Source organism: Mesorhizobium sp. B2-1-1 (assembly GCF_006442975.2).
In the GTDB taxonomy this organism is placed as follows: domain Bacteria; phylum Pseudomonadota; class Alphaproteobacteria; order Rhizobiales; family Rhizobiaceae; genus Mesorhizobium.
This window is the reverse complement of the sequence record NZ_CP083954.1, coordinates 2,609,362-2,629,349: the sequence shown is the minus strand read 5'-3', so window position 1 is coordinate 2,629,349 and position 19,988 is coordinate 2,609,362. Positions and strand designations below refer to the sequence as shown.

The following is a 19,988-nucleotide window of genomic DNA, read 5'->3' as shown; positions in this document are numbered from 1 at the left end:
GCGGAAATTTTAGACACGTCGTCTCACTGGTGGAACACACATGGACCTCCTTGCCCTCGCCGATTTCAATCTCGTTGCCCGTCATGGCGGCTTCGGCAAAGCGGCAAGGGCCACCGGCCGGCCCAAGGCAACCCTGTCCCGGCGCGTTGGCGAACTGGAAAGCAGTCTTGATCTGCGCCTGTTTGAACGGGGTGCGCGTAACCTCAAGCTCACCGAAGAAGGACGGGCGCTCTTCGAGCGGACGGGAGCGTTGCTCGCCGAACTCGACGAGACCGCTTCGGCGATTGCCTCGGGCGGTCAGAGACCCAAGGGGAGGCTGCGGATCAGCGCGCCTTTGCATTTTTCTCAGACCGCAATGGGAAGGATCGCCGCGGGGTTTGCCCTCAAATATCCGGAGGTGAGGCTGGAGGTCACGACCGAGGACCGGGCCGTGGACATGATCGAGGAAGGCTATGACCTGGTGATCCGGGTCAATCCGGATCCCGACGAAAGCCTGGTCGGACGGGCGTTTCTGCGCGATCGTCTGGTCGTGGTGGCTCGCCCCGACCTTCCTCGCCCGACCGGTGGACTCGCCGCTCCTGGCGTTGCGCGCGGGGCAGGCGATCTGCAGACATTGCACGTGAAGACACAAGGCGGCCGGTCAACGATCAGGATCGAGCCGGTCGTCGCTTTGTCGACGCTCATCATGGTCCGGGACGCGGTGCGGGCCGGCGTCGGTGCGGCACGTCTTCCCATTTCGTTGGTGAGCCACGACCTGGCTGACGGCACACTGGTAAGTTGGGGGGAGATCGACGGCCCCGAGATCGCTCTATGGACGCTCTACCCCTCTCGACGGCTGCTCAGCGCGCGAGTGTCGGCGTTCATGGACTTTCTAAAACAGGCCTTCCCAAACGGCACGCCCGATGAACTGGCCGCCTATATTGGCAGGTGACGACCGCACCCGCTTTCGGGCGTGGAAAGCCTTAAGAAGCGCTTTCCCGGCGTCCTGGCTGAGCCCCATGTCACATGCCGGCGTCTTGGCGAAACGCGGGGGAACCTGCCGCTAGCGGTGGAGAGGCAGCCCTCTTCGCGGGTCGTCTCCAGTTACGCGCGCTGCTTGCGTCTTTTGCCGCGCCACCGCCCGCGCCGGCCGGTACAGCACCAGCGCCAGCACTACGAATTTGGTCAACAGCGTCGTCTTGGAGGCGAGGGTCTCGGAGGTGTTGAGCAGGATCAGCCAGCCCAGCATGGGCAGCCAGATGCCGGGATGGCAGCGGCGTGCCACCTCGTGCATGAACAGCACGAAGCCGAACAGCATCAGCAGGGTAAAGAAGGCGCCCTGATAGAGCACCATGCGTATGATCGGGTTCTCGATGCCTTGTTCCAAGCCGTTGATGCGGCGCATGCTTTCGATCAGATCGATATCAGGCCCCACGATCAGGTCGCCCAGCCCTAGATTCTTGAAGAGGTCGAACATTTCGACGCGGGCATTGGCGCTGCCGCTGTCGGACACGAAGCGCTCCAGCAGCGCGTCGAAGAAGCCATAGGAAAAGAGAAGGGCGACCGCCACCGGCAGCAGCGTGGCGAGCAGGACCGCAAGGGCCGCGCCCAGCAGGCTGACGCGTCCATGCCGCAGATAGGCAACGCCGCTGAAAAGCAGATAGATGCCGCCGAGCGCGAGCGTGATCACCATCGCCGAACGTCCGCCGAAGGCGACCAGCGCCGCGGTTTGCAGGCCGATCAGCGAAAGCCGCAGCGGCATCGACAGCGACCGTGAGCCGGAGAGCAGCGCCAGCACATAGACCGCGGTGATCGTGGCATTGGCCAGCGGATGGCCCTGAAGCGCGGTCGAGCGCAGGTCCGTGAACACCTCGCCGTCGAGCCGGTAGGGAAACACCAGCGTCTTGGTCGCGAACTCGAACAGCGCCAGCACCGCATTCGCCGACATCACCGCGTGAACGACCGTCTGCAGCCGCGCGAAGGTCCGGTCGTCGTCCTCGGCCAGCATCAGCACCAGCAGCGCCGCCGTCACGAACGTATCGACCATGCCCGCCATGCCCGGGCGATGCCTGACGACGACCACCACCAGGAGCACGACCGAGATGACCGCCATCAGCGCGCTGGCCGGCCGCCGGTCGGCAACGGCAGCCATATAGCCGACCGGATTGCCGAACGTGCATGAACGCCAGGCAAACACCAGCACCAGGAGATAGGTCGACGGATGGATCTTGGTGGCCGGACTGCCGAGCAGGCCGTCGTAATTGTAGCCCACCAGCCATAGCATGCCGCCGGAAACGGCGAACAGCACCGCCACCGTGACGACCAGGCCGAAGCGGGTCACCCAGTCGATGGAATTGCCGGTGCGGGATGCGGCGGCGGCTTGACCCGGCGCGGCCCAGCCGGCTGCCGGGCTGGCGGGCCGGACGGCGGCCATGTCAGGCCGCCTCGTCGACCAGCAAGGCGCCGGTCGGCAACCGCCCCATGACGGAAATGGCCTGCGAGGCCGCCGCGACATCGCGCATCGGCGTCGAGTTCAGCGTGGCGACGAGCAGGATTTCGTCGGCCATCGCTACCAGCGGCGAGGCATTGAGGTTGTCGGCCAGCGCGCCGCCATCGATGACGACGAGTTCGAAGTTGCGGCCCGCCTGGGCCAACATCTGCTGGGCAAAATAGACGCCCTGCGCTTCCTGGAAGACGGCCTTTGACCGGCCCCTGCCCAAAAGCGCGACATTGCTGCCGGGCGTATACTGGCTCAACGCCTCGATGCCGTATTCGCCGCGCAGCACGTCGAGTACGCCCGGCTGCTGATCTTTCTGGCCGCCGCCGGCATTGGTATCGATGAACAGGATACGGCCGCCCCGGGCGGCCGCGGCATTGGCCAGCAAGCGCGCCACCCTGCCGCGATGCGCGGCGTCCTCGGGCGGCGACGTCACCAGTATGGACGGCACCAGCGGCCAGTCCGGCGGGCGCCGGCCCGACGAGAACATGCGCCTCAGCGCCAGCCCCACAACCGCGTCCGTCTTCTGGCTCGCCGCGGCGGCCGCGCCGCCAAAAGGCCACCAGCGGCGGGTGTTGCCCGATTTTGCCGGCACCACGCCAAGCACCGGCGCGTCGATGGCCGATTGCATCTGCGCGCTGGAAAGCACTGTCGGCGAGGAATATTCCGCGATCAGCGCCAGGCCGGTGCCGAGCCCCAGGCCGCCGAAGAGCGCGCCCAGGACAAGCAGCGACAGCGGCGGCCAGCTCTTCTTCAGGGCCGGCAGGGCGCTGGAGATGATCCGCGCATTGGTGCTGTCGACGTTGATCTGCTCGCGCGTCTCCTGCACACGCTGCAGATAGTTGGCATAGACGGAGCGAACGGCCTCGAGATCGCGCTGCAACTCGCGCAGCTTGACCGAAGCCTGGTCCGTATCGAGCGACTTGGTCTTCATGCCGGCGACCTTGGCCTCCAGCGCCTGCTGGTTGGCCAGCGCTCGCTCGTAGTCGGTCTCGGCAGCCGCTCCGATGCGGCCGAGCTCTCGCCCGATCAGCGCACGCGTGTCGCGCAGCTGCTGCTGCGCCGCGATCATCGAGGGATGGCGTGGCCCAAGTTCCGTGCCGAACTGCGATACCTTGTCGACAAGCGTCGCCTCCTGCGCCCTGAGGCTCGAAATCACCGAGGAGCGCATCGCTTCCGAGGTCGCGTCCGGCGCCCCGCCCGACCTGCGCAACTGGTCGACCTGCGCCTTCAGCGCCGCGGTACGGCTTTGCGCTGCCGAAAGCTGCGTATTCAGCTCGGTCAGTTCCTGGTCGCTGACCAGATTGCCTGCCGCCATCACCATGTTGTTGGCGGACCTGTAGGCCTCGACGGCATTCTCGGCCTGCTGGACGCGCTTGCGCTGCTCATCCAGTCGCGCGGCGATGGCGTCCGAAGCGTCCTTGGCCATCCGCGCGCGTGAGCTCGCCTGATCCGCCAGATAGGCCTGCGCGATCGCATTGGCCAGCATCGCCGACTTCTCGGCGTTCTTGGTGGTGATGATCACCTCGATGACCAGCACTTTGTCCGCTCGCCGCACCGCCAGGCGTGCGCGCAACGCATCGAGTGTCTTGGCCGTCTTGTCGGCTTCGCCCGACCCCGAACCCAGCAATCCGCCGAGTAAGCGTCCCAGCATGCCCTGCCCGTTGAATTCAGGATCCTCAGTCAGGTTGGTCGCCTTGATGGCCCTGAGCAGCACCCCCGTCGACTGGACGACGCTGACCTGGCTTTCCACACGGGTTATGCCGCCGTCGGGCGGCACCTGGCTCGGATTGACGTCGTTGCTGACCACCTGCAGGTCTTGCGGGTCGATGATGATTTCCGCCGCCGAGCTGTAGAGCGCCGGCGTCATAAGCCCATAGAGCAATGCGCCGAGGGTCAGCAGCGCGGTGATGGCAAAGATGAGGAAACGGCGGCGCACCAGTATGCGCTTCACGTCGCCCAGCTCGACGGTCGAGGCCGGGTAGGAGGGCGCCGACGGCACCGCTTCGGGCGCGTATTGCATCGCCTCCGGAGCGTATTGTTGCGGCAACGAGAGCAGGGATGATTGCAAGGGTCGCTCCGACAACACTCCATGCGCCTGCAAAGATAAAATTGCGGCTTTGTCTTAGCTATGCTTCCAACTGTTAAAACACTGTTAATTATATTGAGAGCTCTTGTGATTTTTGGCACGGAGTTTGCCTAGAAGAGGCACGGGTGTTGGAACGGCGCGGGCAACGGGGAAACGACATCGAATGGGGCAAAGCTTCATCCGTCCGGCCGTTTCCCGCGTCCAAACACTGCCCAATATCGAACATCACAACGATGAGGATGCGACATGCAGGTGAGCCTGCGCCTGGACAGGGAATGCCCGCGTGCCTTTCACTTGACGCTGCTGGAGCGCCTGGCGGCGCTGGCGCATGTCGAGGTCTCCGTCGATCTCAGGCCGGCCGAGGGCGGCATACCACCCAGCGCCGCGGCGCTGTTTCAGCTGGAGACGGCCATCCATGGCCTGTCCGCGAACGGGCTGGCGAAACGCCTGCCGCTTTCGGCGCTGGCACCCTATCAAGCGCGGCCGCCGGCAGCGCCCGATCTGGTGATCGACCTCTGCGGCGACGTGCAGCGCGAAGGAACCCGCGTCTGGCGCGTGACCTATGATGGCGCCGCGGGCGAAGCAGCCCTGCTGGCGCTGATCCTCGATGGGCGAACGCCGATTGGCCGTATAGAGGAAAACGGTACGTACCTCGCCGAAGGCCGCTTGGGCACCGAATATGGCGGCATCGCGCTTGCCTCGTTCCAGGATATGCTGGCGCGCACCGCGAGCCTGATCCTGGCGGCGATGACCGGCGCCGCGCGGCACGCTCTCCCCGTCCTGCCGGAGCCGGCGCACGGCAATGCCGCGCCCGCCATGCCGTCCGCCGCCAAGCTTGGCGTCAGGGCCGGCAAGGCGCTGGCGCGGCGCGTCGTCCAGAAGATCTACCATCTCTGCTACAACGCCCCGCACTGGAAGGTCGGCTGGCGGCAAACGCAGGGGCAGGACCTGCTCGACCTGCGGGCGCATCCGGCAACGGGCTGGCAGGTGCTTCCCGACGACGGCAGCCGCTTCTACGCCGACCCATTCCCGATCCTGTATCAGGGCAAGGTGACCCTGTTCGTCGAGGACTATATCCACTGTTTGGGCCGGGCCATCATCTCCGCCGTGCCGTTCGGCCCGTCGGGGCCGATCGGCCGCCCGGAACCGGTGCTCGACCTGCCCTATCACCTGTCCTATCCGTTCGTCTTCGAGCGCGACGGCGAAGTCTGGATGGTGCCGGAGAGCTGCGCCAACCGCACGGTCGACCTCTACCGCGCCACCGCCTTCCCTGGCGGCTGGGTCAAGGAAGCGACGCTGCTGTCAGACATGGTCGCCAGCGATGCCACCTTGGTCGAGCATGGCGGACGATGGTGGCTGTTCGCCACCGTCAGGGACGGCGGCGGCGCCTTTTCCGACGCGCTGCATCTGTGGTCGGCGCCGGACTTTCGCGGACCGTGGACGCCGCACCCCAAAAACCCCGTCCTGATCGACATCGCCTCGGCGCGACCGGCGGGCCGCATGGTAGAACGGGAGGGCCAATTGCTGCGCCCCGTGCAGGACTGCCGCAGGAGCTATGGCGCGGCGCTCGGCATCGCACGCATTGTTCACCTGGACTTGGACGGCATGAGCCAGGTTGTCGAGACCATCTTGACGCCTGGCGCGTTATGGAGCGGGCGCAAGCTGCACACGCTCAACGAGGCGGGCGGCCTTGAATTCATCGACGGTTCCGCGATCGCGCCGCGCTGGAAGCAAACGAGCGGCGGGCGCTGACGACGGCCTGCGCATAAGGTCGATACGGCCCTCCGGCAAAAAGCCCCCGCCAGTCATGGCCGGCGGGGTGAGGCTCTGGAGTAAGCCGGAATCGGTCCGGCATGGATCAACGTATGGAGCGGTGGTTGGTTGCGGCGCCAGAAGCGCATTCCCTTTCCCTTTTTTGGGCCCTTGTGCAAGAACGGCCCCTCGCCCCAGCCGCAATCCCGCCTTTCTTGTCGCGAAATTTTCCTCCTCCGTATGCATGTTGTAAGTCGTTTAATCCGGGATAGATTGGATCCAGAAGGGCGCCAAAACGATCGCGCCGGGAGGAATTCGCCATGTCCGACAGCGCCCTGCCGCTGGTCATCAGCGCGCCCGAACCGCGCACGCTCGACCTCATCTTCACGCCGCCGCAGCTGGCGCGCTTCAAGGCGAAATATCGCATCGTCGAGACGACGCCGGACGGCGTGGCGAAACTGCCGGCCGATGTGCTGGCCGAGGCCCGCTACATCGTCGGCCAGCCGCCGATCGCGGCCGAGACGCTGGAGAAGATGAAGGCGCTGCGCTGCGTCTTCAATGTCGAGAGCAACCTCATCGACAACATGCCCTATGAAACGCTGTTCGCGCGCGGCATCCATGTCGTCACAACGGGCCTGGTCTTCGCCGAGCCGGTGGCCGAGCTCGGCCTTGCCATGGCGCTCAACCTCGCCCGCGGCATCGTCGATGCCGACCTTGCCTTCCGCAAGGGCGAGGAATTGTGGGGCGGCGACGGCAACCGGACGGCGCGGCTGTTGTCAGGCGCCGATGTCGGCATCATCGGCTTCGGCGATCTCGGCCGCGCGCTGAACCGGCTGCTGTCGGGTTTCCGCACCAGGACAAAAGTCTTCGATCCCTGGCTGCCGCCGTCGATCCTGATCGACAATGGCGTCGAGCCGGCCTCGATGGACGAGGTGCTATCCGTCAGCGACTTCGTCTTCGTCGTCGCCTCGGTGACCAGCGAGAACCAGGGCTTCCTCGGCGCCGACGCCTTTGCCAGGATGCGCAAAGGCGCGGCCTTCATCCTGCTCAGCCGCGCCGGCGTGGTCGACTTTCCCGCTTTGATGGCGGCGGTGAAGGGCGGCCACATCCTCGCCGCCAGCGACGTCTTCCCCGAGGAGCCGCTGGCGCGGGACCACCCGGTGCGCGCCTTGCCTGGCTTCCTGCGCTCGGCCCACCGCGCCGGCGCGCTCGACATCGCCTTCAAGCGCATGGGCGACATGGTGCTGGAGGACATGGACCTGATCGACCGCGGCCTGCCGCCGCTGCGCTCCAAGCGCGCCGAGCGCGAAACGGTCTCGCGCATGCGCTCAAAGCCGGTGGACAGGAACTGACAGGGCGGCGACGTCCCTCGCGTCGCTTGACAAAAGCATGGCCAGCGACGACCCTCGCCCGGCCCATCTGGGGGCTCGGCAAGCGGCAGGGACCGTCGGCGGTAATGGCGCAGCTGGCGGGCTCAAGGCCAATCGGTCCGGCCGGCCAAGCGGTCCGGTTCTCTTTTTTCGCCATGGCAAGGCGGCAAGAGCGGCCCTCGCTATGAGACTGTCGAAAACGCGACGGAGCGCGATGCTCAACACGATCGATTATGGCGGCAAGGAAGCCGATATCGTCCACGCGCTGGAGGAAGACATCATCTTCGGCAGGCTGGCGCCCGGCGCGCGCCTGATCGAGGACGTGCTGCTCGCCCGCTTCCCGGTGTCGCGCCATACCATTCGACAGGCGCTCTATCAGCTCGAAAGGCTAGGCGTCGTCACGCGCGAGCGCAACAAGGGCGCCATGGTGCGGCGGCTGTCGCCCGACGAGGTACGGCAGATCTACGAGGTGCGCGAGATGCTGCAGCGCCAGGCGGCGCTGATGATCCGCCTGCCGGCGAGCGATGCGCTGATCGAAGAGCTGACGCAGATCCTCCGCATCTATAACGACCATGTCGAGAGCGGCTACCTGCGCGGCATCCACGAGGCCAATGATCGTTTCCATCTCACCATGTTCTCGGCCTGCGGCAATGCCTATCTGGTGGCCTCGATCGAGCATTACATGCGCCTCAGCCTGCCGGTGCGGGCTAACTCGCTGGCCGACAGGGAAAAGCTCGACATCTCGCGCCAGCACCACGCGATGATGATCGAGGCGCTGAAGCGCCGGGACAATTGGGTGCTGGCGCAGCTCTGCGTCGACCATTTGCAGCCTAGCAAGGCGTTCTATCTCCAGGAGATCGAGAGCGGCTGAGACCGCCCTGGCTAAAAGGCGCAAGACTGATAACAGGCCGAGCGGCGCCGGCGCCTTCTATCTCACCTTCACGACCACCTTGCCCTTGGCGCGCCCCGTCTCGACATAGGCCAGCGCCTCGTTGGTCTTTTCGAATGGGAATACCTGATCCATGACAGGGTGTATGACGCCGGATTGGATAAGTGACGTGATCCTGTTCAGCTGATCGCCCTGCGCCCACATGAACAGGAACGAATATCCGACCCCGGCGCGTCTGGCCCTGCCGCGTATGCCGCGGCTCAGCAGGCGCAGGACCAGTTTCAGGACAATGTTGAGGCCTTTGTCCCTAGCGAATTCGGGATCCGGTGGACCGGAGATGGAGATGAGCTTTCCACCCGGCTTCAGCACATGCAGGGATTTCTCGAGCGTCTTGGCGTCCTGGCTGTTCAGGACGACGTCGTAGCCGTGCAGGACCTTCTCGAAGTCCTCCTTCTTGTAGTCGATGACGACATCGGCTCCGAGACGTCTCACCAGATCGGCGCTCGCGGCACTGGCCGTCGTCGCCACGGTGGCGCCGAGATGTTTTGCCAGTTGGATGGCGAATGTCCCCACACCGCCCGAGCCGGCCTGGATGAACACCCTCTGCCCTTTCTTCAGCCCTGCCCTGTCGACGAGCACTTGCCAGGCCGTCAGGCCGACCAGCGGAATGGAGGCCGCCTCCTCCATGCTGAGACTGTCGGGCTTCACGGCCACGTCGGCTTCTTCGACGGCGATGAACTCGGCGAAAGTCCCGATCCGGCCGTCGCGCGCCCGCGCATAGACTTCGTCGCCGATCTTGAATTTGCGTACTTTCGACCCGACGCTAACGACGATGCCGGCCACGTCGTGGCCAAGGATGAAGGGCGGGCGGTAAGGCAATATGAGTTTGAACTCGCCGTCCCGGAGTTTGGAATCGAGAAGGTTTACGCCAGCGGCGTGGACCTCGATCAAGACGTCGTTGTCGCGCGGTTCCGGCTCAGGCATCTCTGCAAGCCGCAGGGCGCCCTTCTTCTGATATTTGTCGACGACAAAGGCTTTCATCATATTCGCTTTCTTGAAATGAATCCCGATATCGGACAGGCCGGGCTTTCGGGGCAGCGAAACTGCTTGTGCGGGCACCGACTTGGCACGTTCCGTTCAGGCAGGCAGGCGGAACTGCTTGCGCAAGGTCTTGTCGAACGTCGCGGCGGGCGCGAACCGCCGCAGCGTGCTGACCAGGCGGGCTGTCTTGCCGGCGGTGTAGCGTCGGCGCTGACGCTTCTCGGTGGCGGCCCTGAGTACCACATTCGCCACCGCTTCCGGAGGGTCTGCTTTCGGCATCACGTCGCGAAGCAATGCGTCGATACCGGCGCGGGCCTGATCGTATTCCTTCATGACGGAATCGGGCTCGAGCCCGTTCTGGTCGAACACGGTGCGCACGAAGGCAGGTTCGATGACCGAAACCCGGATGTTGAAAGCGCGAACCTCGTGGTCGAGCGATTCCGAATAGCCTTCGAGCGCGTGCTTGACGGCGGAATAGTGGGCCGAGTACGGCGCGGGGACCAATCCCAGGATCGAGCCGATATTGACGATGCGCCCCTCGCCGCGCCGCCGCATCGACGGCAGCACCGCGTTGATCATCCGCATGACGCCGAACAGATTGACATCGAACAGGGCCTTGGACTGGGAAACCGAGGATTCCTCCGCGCCTCCCAGCAGCCCGACGCCGGCATTGTTGATCAGAAGGTCTATCCGGCCGGTCCTGGCGAGGACATCTGAAACCAGAGCTGCGACCGACGCGTCATCGGTCACGTCACAAACCAGCATCGATATCCCGTCCGAGCCCTGGCCTGATATTTTGCGGCTGGTGCCGAAGACGGTGAAACCCGCCCGCGCCAAAGCCTCCGCGCTGGCGCGGCCGATGCCGGAGGAGGCGCCGGTCACGATCGCCGTCTTTCCTGAATTCCGGTTCATCTGGTGACTCCGAACTCGAGAGGTCTTGCCTCTCGGCGATGATTGAATTATGATCGTAATATCACATTACGGGTGTAATGCAATAGGGAAGCGGAAGGAGCGCCATGCGCTACGAAAAAGGCCGGAAGGACGCATCACGCAGCCGGATCATGGAGGTCGCCGCCGAACGGTTTCGCGGTGACGGCATCGCCGCGTCCGGACTGGCAAGCATCATGAGCGACGCCGGCATGACGAACGGCGCCTTCTATCCACACTTTCAATCCAAGGCCGAACTCGTCCGCGAGAGCATGGTCGCGGCACTGGAGGCTCAGTCGCAGCAATTGCAGGAGGCGTTGGCCTCGGGAGGGCTGGATCTGGCCCTCGCCATGTATTTGTCGCCCGAGCACCGGGATCATCCGGAGACCGGCTGTGCTTCGGCGGCGCTGTTGCCCGAAATCGCGCGTCAGCCATCCGAGACCCGCGCGCTCTACACCGAACGATTAATGACTCTGGTGCGCCAGCTATCGGCGCAGTTGCCGCCTGGAATCCCTGATCCGGAGGGCGTTGCATTGCGCGTTTTCGCGGCGCTCATCGGCGCCCTTCAACTGTCCCGCGCGGTGGAGGGAACCGAATTGTCCGATCGCATGCTGACGGCGGGAGCGGAGGCGGCGCGGACTCTGGTCCAGCCGCGCTAGGGTGAAGAGGAAGGCGCTATCCCGTGCGATGTGCCCCCGCTGCAAATCTAACGATGCAGCCAAACGAAGAAAAAAGCGGAAAGTTTCGCCGCCGTTGAACAATATATTTGTTCAGACCGGGCCTCAGCTGGCATGGCGAACCGGAACTTTCCTCCAAACCTTCCGTTTCTTTGAAGATCGTTGCTTCGACGGTCGAAGAGCAACAGGGAAGGATCCTATCATGAACATCAAGATGATCTGCGTCGGCGCGATGACGCTTTCGATGCTCGCGGGCTCGGCCCTCGCCGCCGCTAACAAGGGCACGTCGGCACTCGACGACCCGGCCAAGATGCAGCCCTTCTACACCGACTCCAGCATGAAGAAGATGCGCAGCAGCGACGAGTTCACGAAGGCATGGAAAGCGCTCACTCCGGAAGACCAGAAGATGATGATGACGGCCTGCGACGACGAGGCCAAGGACGCCAACGCCGCCAACAGCCATCCGGAGTTCTGCAGCAGCGTCAAGGCGAATGGCGGCAGCAAATAGACCGGCAAAGAGCAGGCTTTTATAGCCCGCACCCTGAAGACAGCCCCGTCCCGCGGGGCTGTTGTCATGCGCCGACGCGCCGGCCGGTTTCGGCGTCGAACAGATGCGCGCAGGCGCGGTCGACCTCGATGCGCACCGGCTGGCCCTGCTTGAGCGCCAGCCGCTCGCGGAAAAGGCAGTCTATCTCCTCGCCGCCGCAATCCACCTTGGCGAAGATCTCCGAGCCGGTGGCTTCCAGCAGCGTGACGCTGCCGGGTATGCCTTGGCTGCCGGCGCGGATGTGTTCGGGGCGGATGCCGTAGACCAGCTCCCCGCCCGGGACCTGTGCCGGATGAAGCGGCGCCGGCAGCGGCAAGGTCAGCCCGCCTGCGCTGCGGAAGACGCCTTCCTCGATGCGGCCGCGAATGAAATTCATGGCGGGCGAACCGATGAAGCCGGCGACGAAGAGATTGGCCGGCTGGTCGTAGAGGTCGAGCGGCGCGCCGACCTGCTCGACCAGGCCGTCATGCAGCACCACGATCTTGTCGGCCATGGTCATGGCCTCGATCTGGTCATGCGTGACATAGATGGTGGTGGTGCCCAGCCGCTGGTGCAGCGCCTTGATCTCGCCTCGCATCTGCACGCGCAGCTTGGCGTCCAAGTTGGAGAGCGGTTCGTCGAACAGGAAGACTTGCGGGTCGCGCACGATGGCGCGCCCCATGGCGACACGCTGGCGCTGGCCGCCCGAAAGCTGGCGCGGGAAGCGGTCGAGCAGCTTTTCCAGGCCGAGGATACTCGCCGCCCTGTTGACGCGGCCGGCGGTATCGGCCGGATCGGCTTTCTTGATCTTGAGCGCGAAACCCATATTGTCGGCCACCGTCATATGCGGGTAGAGCGCGTAGTTCTGGAACACCATGGCGATGTTGCGGTCTCGCGCCCTGAGATCGTTGACGACCCGCTCGCCGATGGCGATCCTGCCGGCCGAGATCGTCTCCAGCCCCGCGATCATGCGCAGCAGCGTCGACTTTCCGCAGCCCGAAGGTCCGACCAGGATCACGAACTCGCCATCGGCGATGTCGACGCTGACGTCGTGAATGATCCTGGTCGCTCCGAATGCCTTCTGCACATTGTTGATGGTCACCGCTGCCATTTCATGTCCTCACCTGGAAAGAGTGTCGTCGGCTTCAGCCGCCCTTGACCGCGCCGGCGGTCAGCCCGGCGACGATCTGCCTTTGCGCGAACATGGTCAGCACCAGCACCGGCAGCGTCACCACCAGTGCGGCGGCGGCCAGCGGCCCCCAGCTCACCTGCTCGTAGGAGAGCATGTTGTAGACCGCGACCGGCAAGGTCCGCGTCTCGCGGCTGGCCAGCACCACGCCAAAGACGAAATTGTTCCAGGAGAAGATGATGGACAGGATGAAGGCCACCACGATGCCTGGCCTGGCGATGGGCAACGCGACCAGCCGGAACACCTGCCATGAGGAGGCGCCGTCCATGCTGGCGGCCTCCTCCAGCTCCATCGGCGTGGTTTCGAAATAGCCGATCATCACCCAGACCACGATCGGCACCGTGACCACGAGATGGATGATGATCTGCGGCCACAGCGTGCCCAATATGCCCGCCCACTGGAACAGCAGGAACAGCGGGATGAGATAGGACAGCCCCGGCGTCATGCGCGCGATCATGATGACGACCGCCGACCGTTCGGCCTTGAGCCGCGCTATGCCGTAGCCGGCAGGCACGCCGATCAGCAGCGCCAAGAGCGTCGCCGTGCCGGTCACCAGCACCGAGTTCCAGAAGTAGAGCAGGAAATTGTTCTCCTCGAACACCTTGGCATAGTTCGACCAGGCCACGTGCTCGGGGATGAAGACCGGCGGCGAGGCGCCGTTGTCGATCTCGAATTTCAGGGACAGCGAGAGCATCCAGAGGAAGAACAGGATCGCCGGCGAGACGAAGACCAGGGCGGCGAAGAACAGGCCGATCCGGTTGAGCAGTCGCGAACGCATCTATTTGCCCTCCGCGTCGGTCCAGCGGCTGCGCTGGCGCAGCATCAGCAGGACGAAGGACAGCGCTACGATAAGAACGAAGAACACCACCGCCATGGCCGAGCCGTAGCCGACGTCGTAATAAGAGAAGGCGATGTTGTAGAGATAGATGTTGATGGTCTCGGAGGCCGTGCCCGGCCCACCCTGCGTCATCGCATAGATGATGTCGAAGCTCTTCAGTGCGTCGATCGTGCGGATGATCACCGCGATCATCAGGAACGGCGCGATCATCGGCAGGGTCAGGTAACGGAACTGCTGCCAGGCATTGGCGCCGTCGATCTCGGCGCTCTCGAAGGGTTCGCGCGGCACCGAGGCCAGCCCGCCCAGCACGATCAGCATCACCAGCGGCGTCCACTGCCAGGTCTCGACCGCAACCAGCGAGGGGATGACCGTCCTGGCATTGAATATCCATTCCTGCGCCGGAATGCCGACCAGCGACAGAAGGTAGTTGAGCACGCCGAGTTGCGGATGGAACATCATCGTCCAGACCAGCGCCACGGCGACGGGCGTGGCCATCATCGGCATCACGAAAATGCCGCGCAGCACGCCGCGCAGCGGGAACCGGGCATCGAAGATCAGCGCCGCGACCGTGCCGAGCAGCATCGGCGCGGCCACCGAGAGGAAAGTGTAGGACAAAGTGTGCGCGAGCGATTCCCAGAACCGCCCATCGCCGACCAGTCGCAGATAGTTCTCCATCCCCGCGAAGCTTCGCGACTGGCCAAGCGTCCAGCGGTTGACGCTCATCCACAGCGTGAAGGCCCAGGGAAAGACGATGACGGCGCCGACGACGACCAGCGCGGGGACGACGAAGGGCCAGTAGCTGGGAGCCAGCTTGACGGGCCGGCCCCCTTCGCTTGCCTGTTTCATCACCCCGGTACGATCCGTAGTCGCCCCGGCGCGATCCGTCGTCGCCCCGGCGCGACTCGTCGTCGCCTCGGCGCGCTCTGGGGCAGTTGCGGACATCAGCCTTGCTCGCTCCTGTCGAGGACCGGCTGGAACTGTTCCGTCGCCTTCTTCAGTTCCTCCGCCGGGTCGGCCCCGGCGAGCAGGTTGCTGAGCGCCACGCCATAGATGTCGCGGAATTCGGTGACCGGGATGATGACCGGCAGCGCCAGCCGGCTGACATTGCCGGAGCCGACCACGGCATCGAGCCAACTCGCCGGCATGGTCACGCCTTCGCGCACCTTGGGGTCTTCCAGCACCGATTTGCGGAACGGCACGCCGGCACCTGCCTGCAGCAGCCGCGCGCCCATGCCGGCCGACACCGCCCATTGGCAAAAGAGATAGGCGGCTTCCTTCTTCTCGCTGGCCGTTGTCACGCCGAGCCCGTCGCCGAACGTACCCGAGGCATGCGCCTTGGGGCCCTTGGGCATGACGCCGTAGCCGACCTTGCCGACCACCCTCGACTTCTCCGGATTTTCCATCGGCGGCGCGAAACCGACGCCGTCGAACCACATGCCGATCTTGCCTTGCAGGAAGGCGGATTGCGCTTCGGCCCAGTTGAATCCGGTGACGCCGGGCGGCGCGGATTTGGTCATCAGCCGCTGGTAGAGGGCGGCCGCCTCCACCGCCTCGGGCGCGGTGGTGCGCAGCTTGCCCTTGTCGTCGAGCGGCGTCATGTCGTAGCCGAGCATCAGCGAGGTCCAGACCGGCGTGTTGGCGTTCTTGAGGCCGCGCGCGACGAAACCGTAGGTGTTGGTCGACGGGTCGGTCAGAGCCTCCGCGGCTGAAACGAGCTGATCGAAGGTTTCGGGGTATTTGAGGCCCTTGGCCTCGAACAGCTCCTTGTTCCAGTAGATTATCCAGTAGTCGACCGAGAACGGCAGCGAGCGCAGCACGCCCTGGCCGTCCTTGGCGAACAGCATGCCGGCATCGGCAAAGTCCTTTTCGACCAGGCTCGGATCGGTCAGCGTCGGGTCGGCAAGGTAGCCCGATATGTCGGCCAGCCAGCCGCCCTTCTCGAACTGCCGCTTCTGCACATGGTAGCTCAGATGCACGACGTCGAAGCTGGGTTTGCCGGAGCTGAGCTCGATCACCGTCTTCTGGCGCTGCTGCTGCTCGGGCGTCGCCTCGGCATTGACCTTGATGCCCGTCAGATCCTCGAACTCGGCGAGATATTTGATCAGCGTGTCGCTGCGCGGGCTTTTCACCAGATTGACATCGAGCGTCGTGCCCGCGAAGCGCTTCCACTCGACGCCGGCGGCAAGGCTCGGGCGGATACCGGCAAAGCCGGCGCCGGCGAGCATGGCGGCGCCCGCAAGGAGCTGCCTTCTGGTTGGGTTGAATGGATTGGACGGCATTTCTTCCTCCCGGTTGCTGTCGTTGTCGATTGCGCCGCGACAGGCACGGCGCGGCCTGCTTCCTCAGATATGGAGCGCCAGCCGGCGCGCATTGTCGATATGCTGGCTGATCGCCTCGACCGCCTTTTGTGGATTGCGGCTTTCGAGGGCTTCGATCACGCTCAGATGCTCGCGCATCACCGGCACCACGCGCCCGTCGATGCGGAACCGTTCCTGGTGGATCAGGCGGATCTTCACCGAATTGACCAGATAGGCCTTGGCAATGATCTCGTTGCCGAGCGCATCGATGAAAGTATCGTGCATGGCCCAGTCGATGGTCTGAGCCCTGGCCTCCATCTCCGGCGTCGGGGTCTGCGCCAGCGCCTGCGCCAGCATGTCCTCATGCTCGCGGCGCAAGCGCGCGAGTTCGTCGTCGGAGGCGCTGACGGTGAACAGCGCCACCGCCTCGCGCTCCATGAACAGGCGGAACTGGAAGGCCTCGCGGATCAGGCTGATGTCGATATGCGCAATCTGCATGCCGCGCTGCGGGATCGTCGTCAACAACCCCTCGGCTTCCAGGCGCGGCACGATCTCGCGGATGGCGCCGAGCGGCAGGCCGGTGAACGCGACGAGTTCGCGCTGCGACACGAACTGGCCCGGCTTGAGGTCGCGGGCCAGCAAATGCCGCGTGAAGCTGGCATAGGCCTGCTCCCGCAGATTTGTCTGGTCGCCGCCATTGGCCATTTCAGTGCTTCCTTCCCCGTCAGGCCGCCGCGGCCGCGAAAAGAGTGTCGTAGGCAGCGCCAAGCTGCTGGCGCTCCGGCGCCGCGATCGGCTCGAGCGGCGGCCGCACCGCCAGCCAGCGCTCGTCGCCGGTCTTGCGCGCCACCATCACCTTGACCGCCGGAAGGACCGGGTGCTTGAGCAACTCGAGCACGAAACGCTCGACGCGCACGTCGTCGTGCCCTTTCTCGGCCATGGCGAGGACCTCGCCAGCGGCGAAATTGGCCATGCCCGAAATCGCGCCCTGGCCACCGATCCTGACCGCCCGCGCCAGATGCCGCTCGTCGCCGATCAGGATCACCAGATCGCCATGGGCGCCGAGCAGCGCCTCGCTATAGGCCCAGTCGCCGCCGGAATCCTTGACGCCGGCGACCACGTCCGGAAACGCCTGGCGCAGCCGGCCGATCAGCCCCAGCGAAAGCTGCACCGTGGTGACCGAGGGGATGTTGTAGAGCAGCACGCCGCGGGCCAGCGGACCGAGAGCGGCAAAGACAGCGGAAAACCAGCCGAAAAGGCCATCGTCGCCGATATTCTTGAAATAGCTGGGAGGGGCAAGGAGGATGTTGCGGGCGCCGCGCTGCAAGGCATGGCGAGCCTGCTCGGCTGCATCCTCGGCCGCATCGACCAGCACGCCTGCGACAAGCTGATGCGGCGCGATGCCGGCCGCCAGCATCGCCTCGGTGACGGCCCGCCGCTCCCCGGTGCCGACCGAAGCGCCCTCCCCGGTGGTGCCGAAAAGCGTCACGCTGGTGCAGCCCTGTGCCAGGCAGCTCCGGGCCAACGTCACCATGGGTGGAATGAGGATTTGCCCCGACGCATCGAAAGGCGTGGCCAGGGCAACCGAAAGACCAAAACGCGATGTCACCAGCGAGTCTCCCAAAGAGCAGTGCGCAGGTAGTGCTATCACGCTAACATGTTAGTCGTAAATAGGGCGGATGCAAATTTACGGAAACGCAAGTTGTGATGGTTCCGGTGCAGGCGCTATCCATGCCCAGGCCCGTTTGTGCCGTTTTTCCTTTTTCCTGCCATGTTGCGTTGCGAAAGATTTGTTGCATTGCGATACGATCCGCCCCGGCCGACAATGGCCGCGGGTTGGGCTTGCACGAAGGATTTGTCGTGGCAGCATCGTTCCGACCCGATATCGAGGGAATGCGCGCACTGGCGGTAGCCGGTGTCGTCGCCTATCATTTCGGCCTCACAGCCCTGCCCGGCGGCTTTGCCGGCGTCGACATCTTCTTCGTCATCTCCGGTTATCTGATCACAAGACACCTTTTGCAGGAGATCGGCGAGAGCGGCCGGCTGAACCTGTGGCGCTTCTATGCCCGCCGCGCCCGGCGGTTGCTGCCGGCCTCGCTGTTCGTCATCCTGGCCACGCTGCTGGCCGGCGCCTTCATCCTGTCGCCGGAGGAACAGGCGCTCTATTCGAAGGGGGCGATGTTTGCCTCGGCCTATATGATCAACCTGTGGCTGATCCGCTGGTCGTTCGACTATTTCGCTTCAGACGCCGCCAACAACCCGTTCATCCATTTCTGGTCGCTATCGGTGGAGGAGCAGTTCTACCTCGCATGGCCGGCGCTGCTTGTTCTCGCCGCATGGCTGCGGCCGGGACGGCGCGCGGCCATCGTGGTCATCGGTGTCACCGGCCTGGTGTCGTTCGTGGCCTGCGCCTGGCTGACCAGCGTTTCGCCGCCCTGGGCTTTCTATTTCTCGCCGCTGAGGGCCTGGGAGTTCGCCGCCGGCGGGCTTGCCACGACGGTGCCGGCAAGTTTTCTCCGGTGCCACCCGCGGCTGCGCGCCGCGCAAGGCTGGCTCGGCCTGGCGCTGATCGTGCCCGCCTATCTGCTGCTGGACGAGGCGCTGCCCTTCCCCGGCCTGCTGGCGCTGCTGCCGGTCGTCGGCACGGTGCTGCTGCTGGTCAGCGGGGCAGGCGAGCGCCAAGCGGATGGCAAGCTGGCCGGCGGCCCCGCGGCTCTCCTGTCGCTGCCGCCCATGCAATGGATCGGCAAGCTCTCCTACTCGCTCTATCTCTGGCACTGGCCGGTCATCGTCTATGCGGGAATGGTCACCGCGGAGCTTTCCGGGCTGGACAGGTTTGCCTGCCTGGCACTGACGCTGATGCTCTCCATCTTCACCTATCACGTCATCGAAAACCCCGTGCGCCGCAACGGCTGGCTGATGGCAAGCGCCGCCCGCGCGCTCGTGCCCGCGGCGCTGCTGACCGGCGCCGGCGTGGTCGCGGCCTACGCCAATGCCAAGTTTGCCGTTCACGAACTCGATCCGGAGCAGCGCGTCATCGCCCAAAGTGCGGCGCGTCCATCCACCGCGCGCGCCAGGGGCGGCTGCGTGCTCGACTACGAGACCATCACCCCGAAGCCCTGCGTGTTTGGCGCCAAGAATGTGAAAGGCACGATCGCCTTGTTTGGCGATTCACATGCCGACCACTGGTCGACGCCGCTGATCCAGGCGGCCGAAAAGCGCGATTACCGGGTGGTTACCTGGCTCAAATCCTCGTGCCGGGCGTCCCGGCTGTCGACATGGTCGAGCAAGCTGAAGCGCGACTACGCCGAATGCGACCAGTGGCGCGAGCAGTCGATCAAGGAGATCCTGGCGCTGAGGCCGGCCCTGGTGGTGATCTCGGAAATCGCCCTGACCAGTTCGCGCAAGATGGCCGCCGGCAAAGATGAGCCCGACAGTCAGGACGCGGAGTGGAAGGCTGGCCTGCGTTCGACGCTGGAGACGTTCAGCAAGGCCGGGCTGAAAGTCGCCTTCATCCGCGACGTGCCCTTCAACGACGAGCAGGTCGACACCTGCGTGGCGCGTGCGCTGTGGCGCGGCGACACGCCCTCGCTCTGTGATCAGACGCGCGCCTATGCCGCCAACGACGCCATGGCCGCGGTGGAGCGCGACGTCGTGCGCAGCATTCCGAACGCCCGCTATGTCGATATGACCGACCAGTTCTGCAACCAGACCACCTGCCATGTCTTCATCGGCGGCAAGATCGCCTTCCGCGACCGCCACCATCTGGCGACCGCTTTCGCCGAGACGCTGGAGAAGCCGCTGGAGAAGGCGCTGTTTTAGAAGGGGTTAACGTCCCTTCTTCAAAGGCGCGCTGCCAAGGCGCCGCCCCCTCACAGCGCGCGCGGGCACGAAACATTGGTTTACCGGCTTTATGG

Annotated in this window: 17 protein-coding genes; 7 read left to right on the top strand and 10 right to left on the bottom strand. The window is 64.9% G+C overall.

Annotated features, from left to right (window positions below; all coding sequences use genetic code 11):
- Nucleotides 1-40 precede the first annotated feature (40 nt).
- A complete protein-coding gene (locus FJ972_RS12865) occupies nt 41-931 on the top strand; it encodes a LysR family transcriptional regulator (RefSeq protein ID WP_140521434.1) in 891 nt (296 codons plus the stop codon).
- Between the two features lie 111 nt (nt 932-1,042).
- On the opposite strand, the gene FJ972_RS12860 is transcribed toward FJ972_RS12865, so the two are convergent.
- Both FJ972_RS12860 and FJ972_RS12855 read right to left on the bottom strand, forming a co-directional pair.
- Nucleotides 1,043-2,413, bottom strand: coding sequence for a VpsF family polysaccharide biosynthesis protein (locus tag FJ972_RS12860; RefSeq protein ID WP_140499081.1), 1,371 nt, complete (start codon nt 2,411-2,413; stop codon nt 1,043-1,045).
- A 1-nt stretch (nt 2,414) separates the two neighbouring features.
- A complete protein-coding gene (locus tag FJ972_RS12855; protein ID WP_140521433.1) occupies nt 2,415-4,547 on the bottom strand; it encodes a GumC family protein in 2,133 nt (710 codons plus the stop codon).
- A gap of 264 nt (nt 4,548-4,811) precedes the next feature.
- Here FJ972_RS12855 and FJ972_RS12850 point away from each other — a divergent pair, with 264 nt between their 5' ends.
- The 3 genes from FJ972_RS12850 to FJ972_RS12840 all read left to right on the top strand — a co-directional run bounded on the left by FJ972_RS12850 (nt 4,812) and on the right by FJ972_RS12840 (nt 8,558).
- A complete protein-coding gene (locus FJ972_RS12850; protein ID WP_140521432.1) occupies nt 4,812-6,317 on the top strand; it encodes a formyl transferase in 1,506 nt (501 codons plus the stop codon).
- Nucleotides 6,318-6,637: 320 nt separating this feature from the next.
- Entirely contained in the window at nt 6,638-7,669 is a 1,032-nt protein-coding gene (locus tag FJ972_RS12845; protein WP_140521431.1) for a hydroxyacid dehydrogenase, read from the top strand.
- A gap of 232 nt (nt 7,670-7,901) precedes the next feature.
- Nucleotides 7,902-8,558 carry a GntR family transcriptional regulator gene (locus FJ972_RS12840; RefSeq protein ID WP_140521430.1) on the top strand — a complete coding sequence of 219 codons (657 nt, stop codon included), beginning with the start codon at nt 7,902-7,904 and terminating at the stop codon, nt 8,556-8,558.
- A gap of 57 nt (nt 8,559-8,615) precedes the next feature.
- On the opposite strand, the gene FJ972_RS12835 is transcribed toward FJ972_RS12840, so the two are convergent.
- Together FJ972_RS12835 and FJ972_RS12830 are read right to left on the bottom strand one after the other, a co-directional pair.
- Nucleotides 8,616-9,617 (bottom strand): NADP-dependent oxidoreductase, encoded by a 1,002-nt coding sequence (locus tag FJ972_RS12835; RefSeq protein WP_140521587.1) that lies wholly within the window; start codon nt 9,615-9,617, stop codon nt 8,616-8,618.
- Between the two features lie 96 nt (nt 9,618-9,713).
- Nucleotides 9,714-10,529 (bottom strand): oxidoreductase, encoded by an 816-nt coding sequence (locus tag FJ972_RS12830; protein ID WP_140521429.1) that lies wholly within the window; start codon nt 10,527-10,529, stop codon nt 9,714-9,716.
- Nucleotides 10,530-10,633: 104 nt separating this feature from the next.
- On the opposite strand from FJ972_RS12830, the gene FJ972_RS12825 reads away from it, so the two are divergent.
- Both FJ972_RS12825 and FJ972_RS12820 read left to right on the top strand, forming a co-directional pair.
- Nucleotides 10,634-11,203 (top strand): TetR/AcrR family transcriptional regulator, encoded by a 570-nt coding sequence (locus FJ972_RS12825; RefSeq protein WP_140521428.1) that lies wholly within the window; start codon nt 10,634-10,636, stop codon nt 11,201-11,203.
- 220 nt (nt 11,204-11,423) lie between these two features.
- A complete protein-coding gene (locus FJ972_RS12820) occupies nt 11,424-11,729 on the top strand; it encodes a hypothetical protein (RefSeq protein WP_140499097.1) in 306 nt (101 codons plus the stop codon).
- 64 nt (nt 11,730-11,793) lie between these two features.
- On the opposite strand, the gene FJ972_RS12815 is transcribed toward FJ972_RS12820, so the two are convergent.
- The 6 genes from FJ972_RS12815 to FJ972_RS12790 all read right to left on the bottom strand — a co-directional run bounded on the left by FJ972_RS12815 (nt 11,794) and on the right by FJ972_RS12790 (nt 17,680).
- A complete protein-coding gene (locus tag FJ972_RS12815; RefSeq protein WP_140521427.1) occupies nt 11,794-12,858 on the bottom strand; it encodes an ABC transporter ATP-binding protein in 1,065 nt (354 codons plus the stop codon).
- A 34-nt stretch (nt 12,859-12,892) separates the two neighbouring features.
- Nucleotides 12,893-13,714: a carbohydrate ABC transporter permease gene (locus tag FJ972_RS12810; RefSeq protein ID WP_140521426.1), complete on the bottom strand. Its 822-nt coding sequence runs from the start codon at nt 13,712-13,714 to the stop codon at nt 12,893-12,895.
- Nucleotides 13,715-14,620, bottom strand: coding sequence for a carbohydrate ABC transporter permease (locus tag FJ972_RS12805; RefSeq protein WP_140521586.1), 906 nt, complete (start codon nt 14,618-14,620; stop codon nt 13,715-13,717).
- Nucleotides 14,621-14,715: 95 nt separating this feature from the next.
- A complete protein-coding gene (locus tag FJ972_RS12800; RefSeq protein WP_140521425.1) occupies nt 14,716-16,053 on the bottom strand; it encodes an ABC transporter substrate-binding protein in 1,338 nt (445 codons plus the stop codon).
- Nucleotides 16,054-16,116: 63 nt separating this feature from the next.
- Nucleotides 16,117-16,776, bottom strand: coding sequence for a GntR family transcriptional regulator (locus tag FJ972_RS12795; protein WP_140499104.1), 660 nt, complete (start codon nt 16,774-16,776; stop codon nt 16,117-16,119).
- A gap of 19 nt (nt 16,777-16,795) precedes the next feature.
- Nucleotides 16,796-17,680 carry a dihydrodipicolinate synthase family protein gene (locus FJ972_RS12790; RefSeq protein ID WP_140521424.1) on the bottom strand — a complete coding sequence of 295 codons (885 nt, stop codon included), beginning with the start codon at nt 17,678-17,680 and terminating at the stop codon, nt 16,796-16,798.
- A 251-nt stretch (nt 17,681-17,931) separates the two neighbouring features.
- On the opposite strand from FJ972_RS12790, the gene FJ972_RS12785 reads away from it, so the two are divergent.
- A complete protein-coding gene (locus FJ972_RS12785; RefSeq protein ID WP_140521423.1) occupies nt 17,932-19,893 on the top strand; it encodes an acyltransferase family protein in 1,962 nt (653 codons plus the stop codon).
- Nucleotides 19,894-19,988 lie beyond the last annotated feature (95 nt).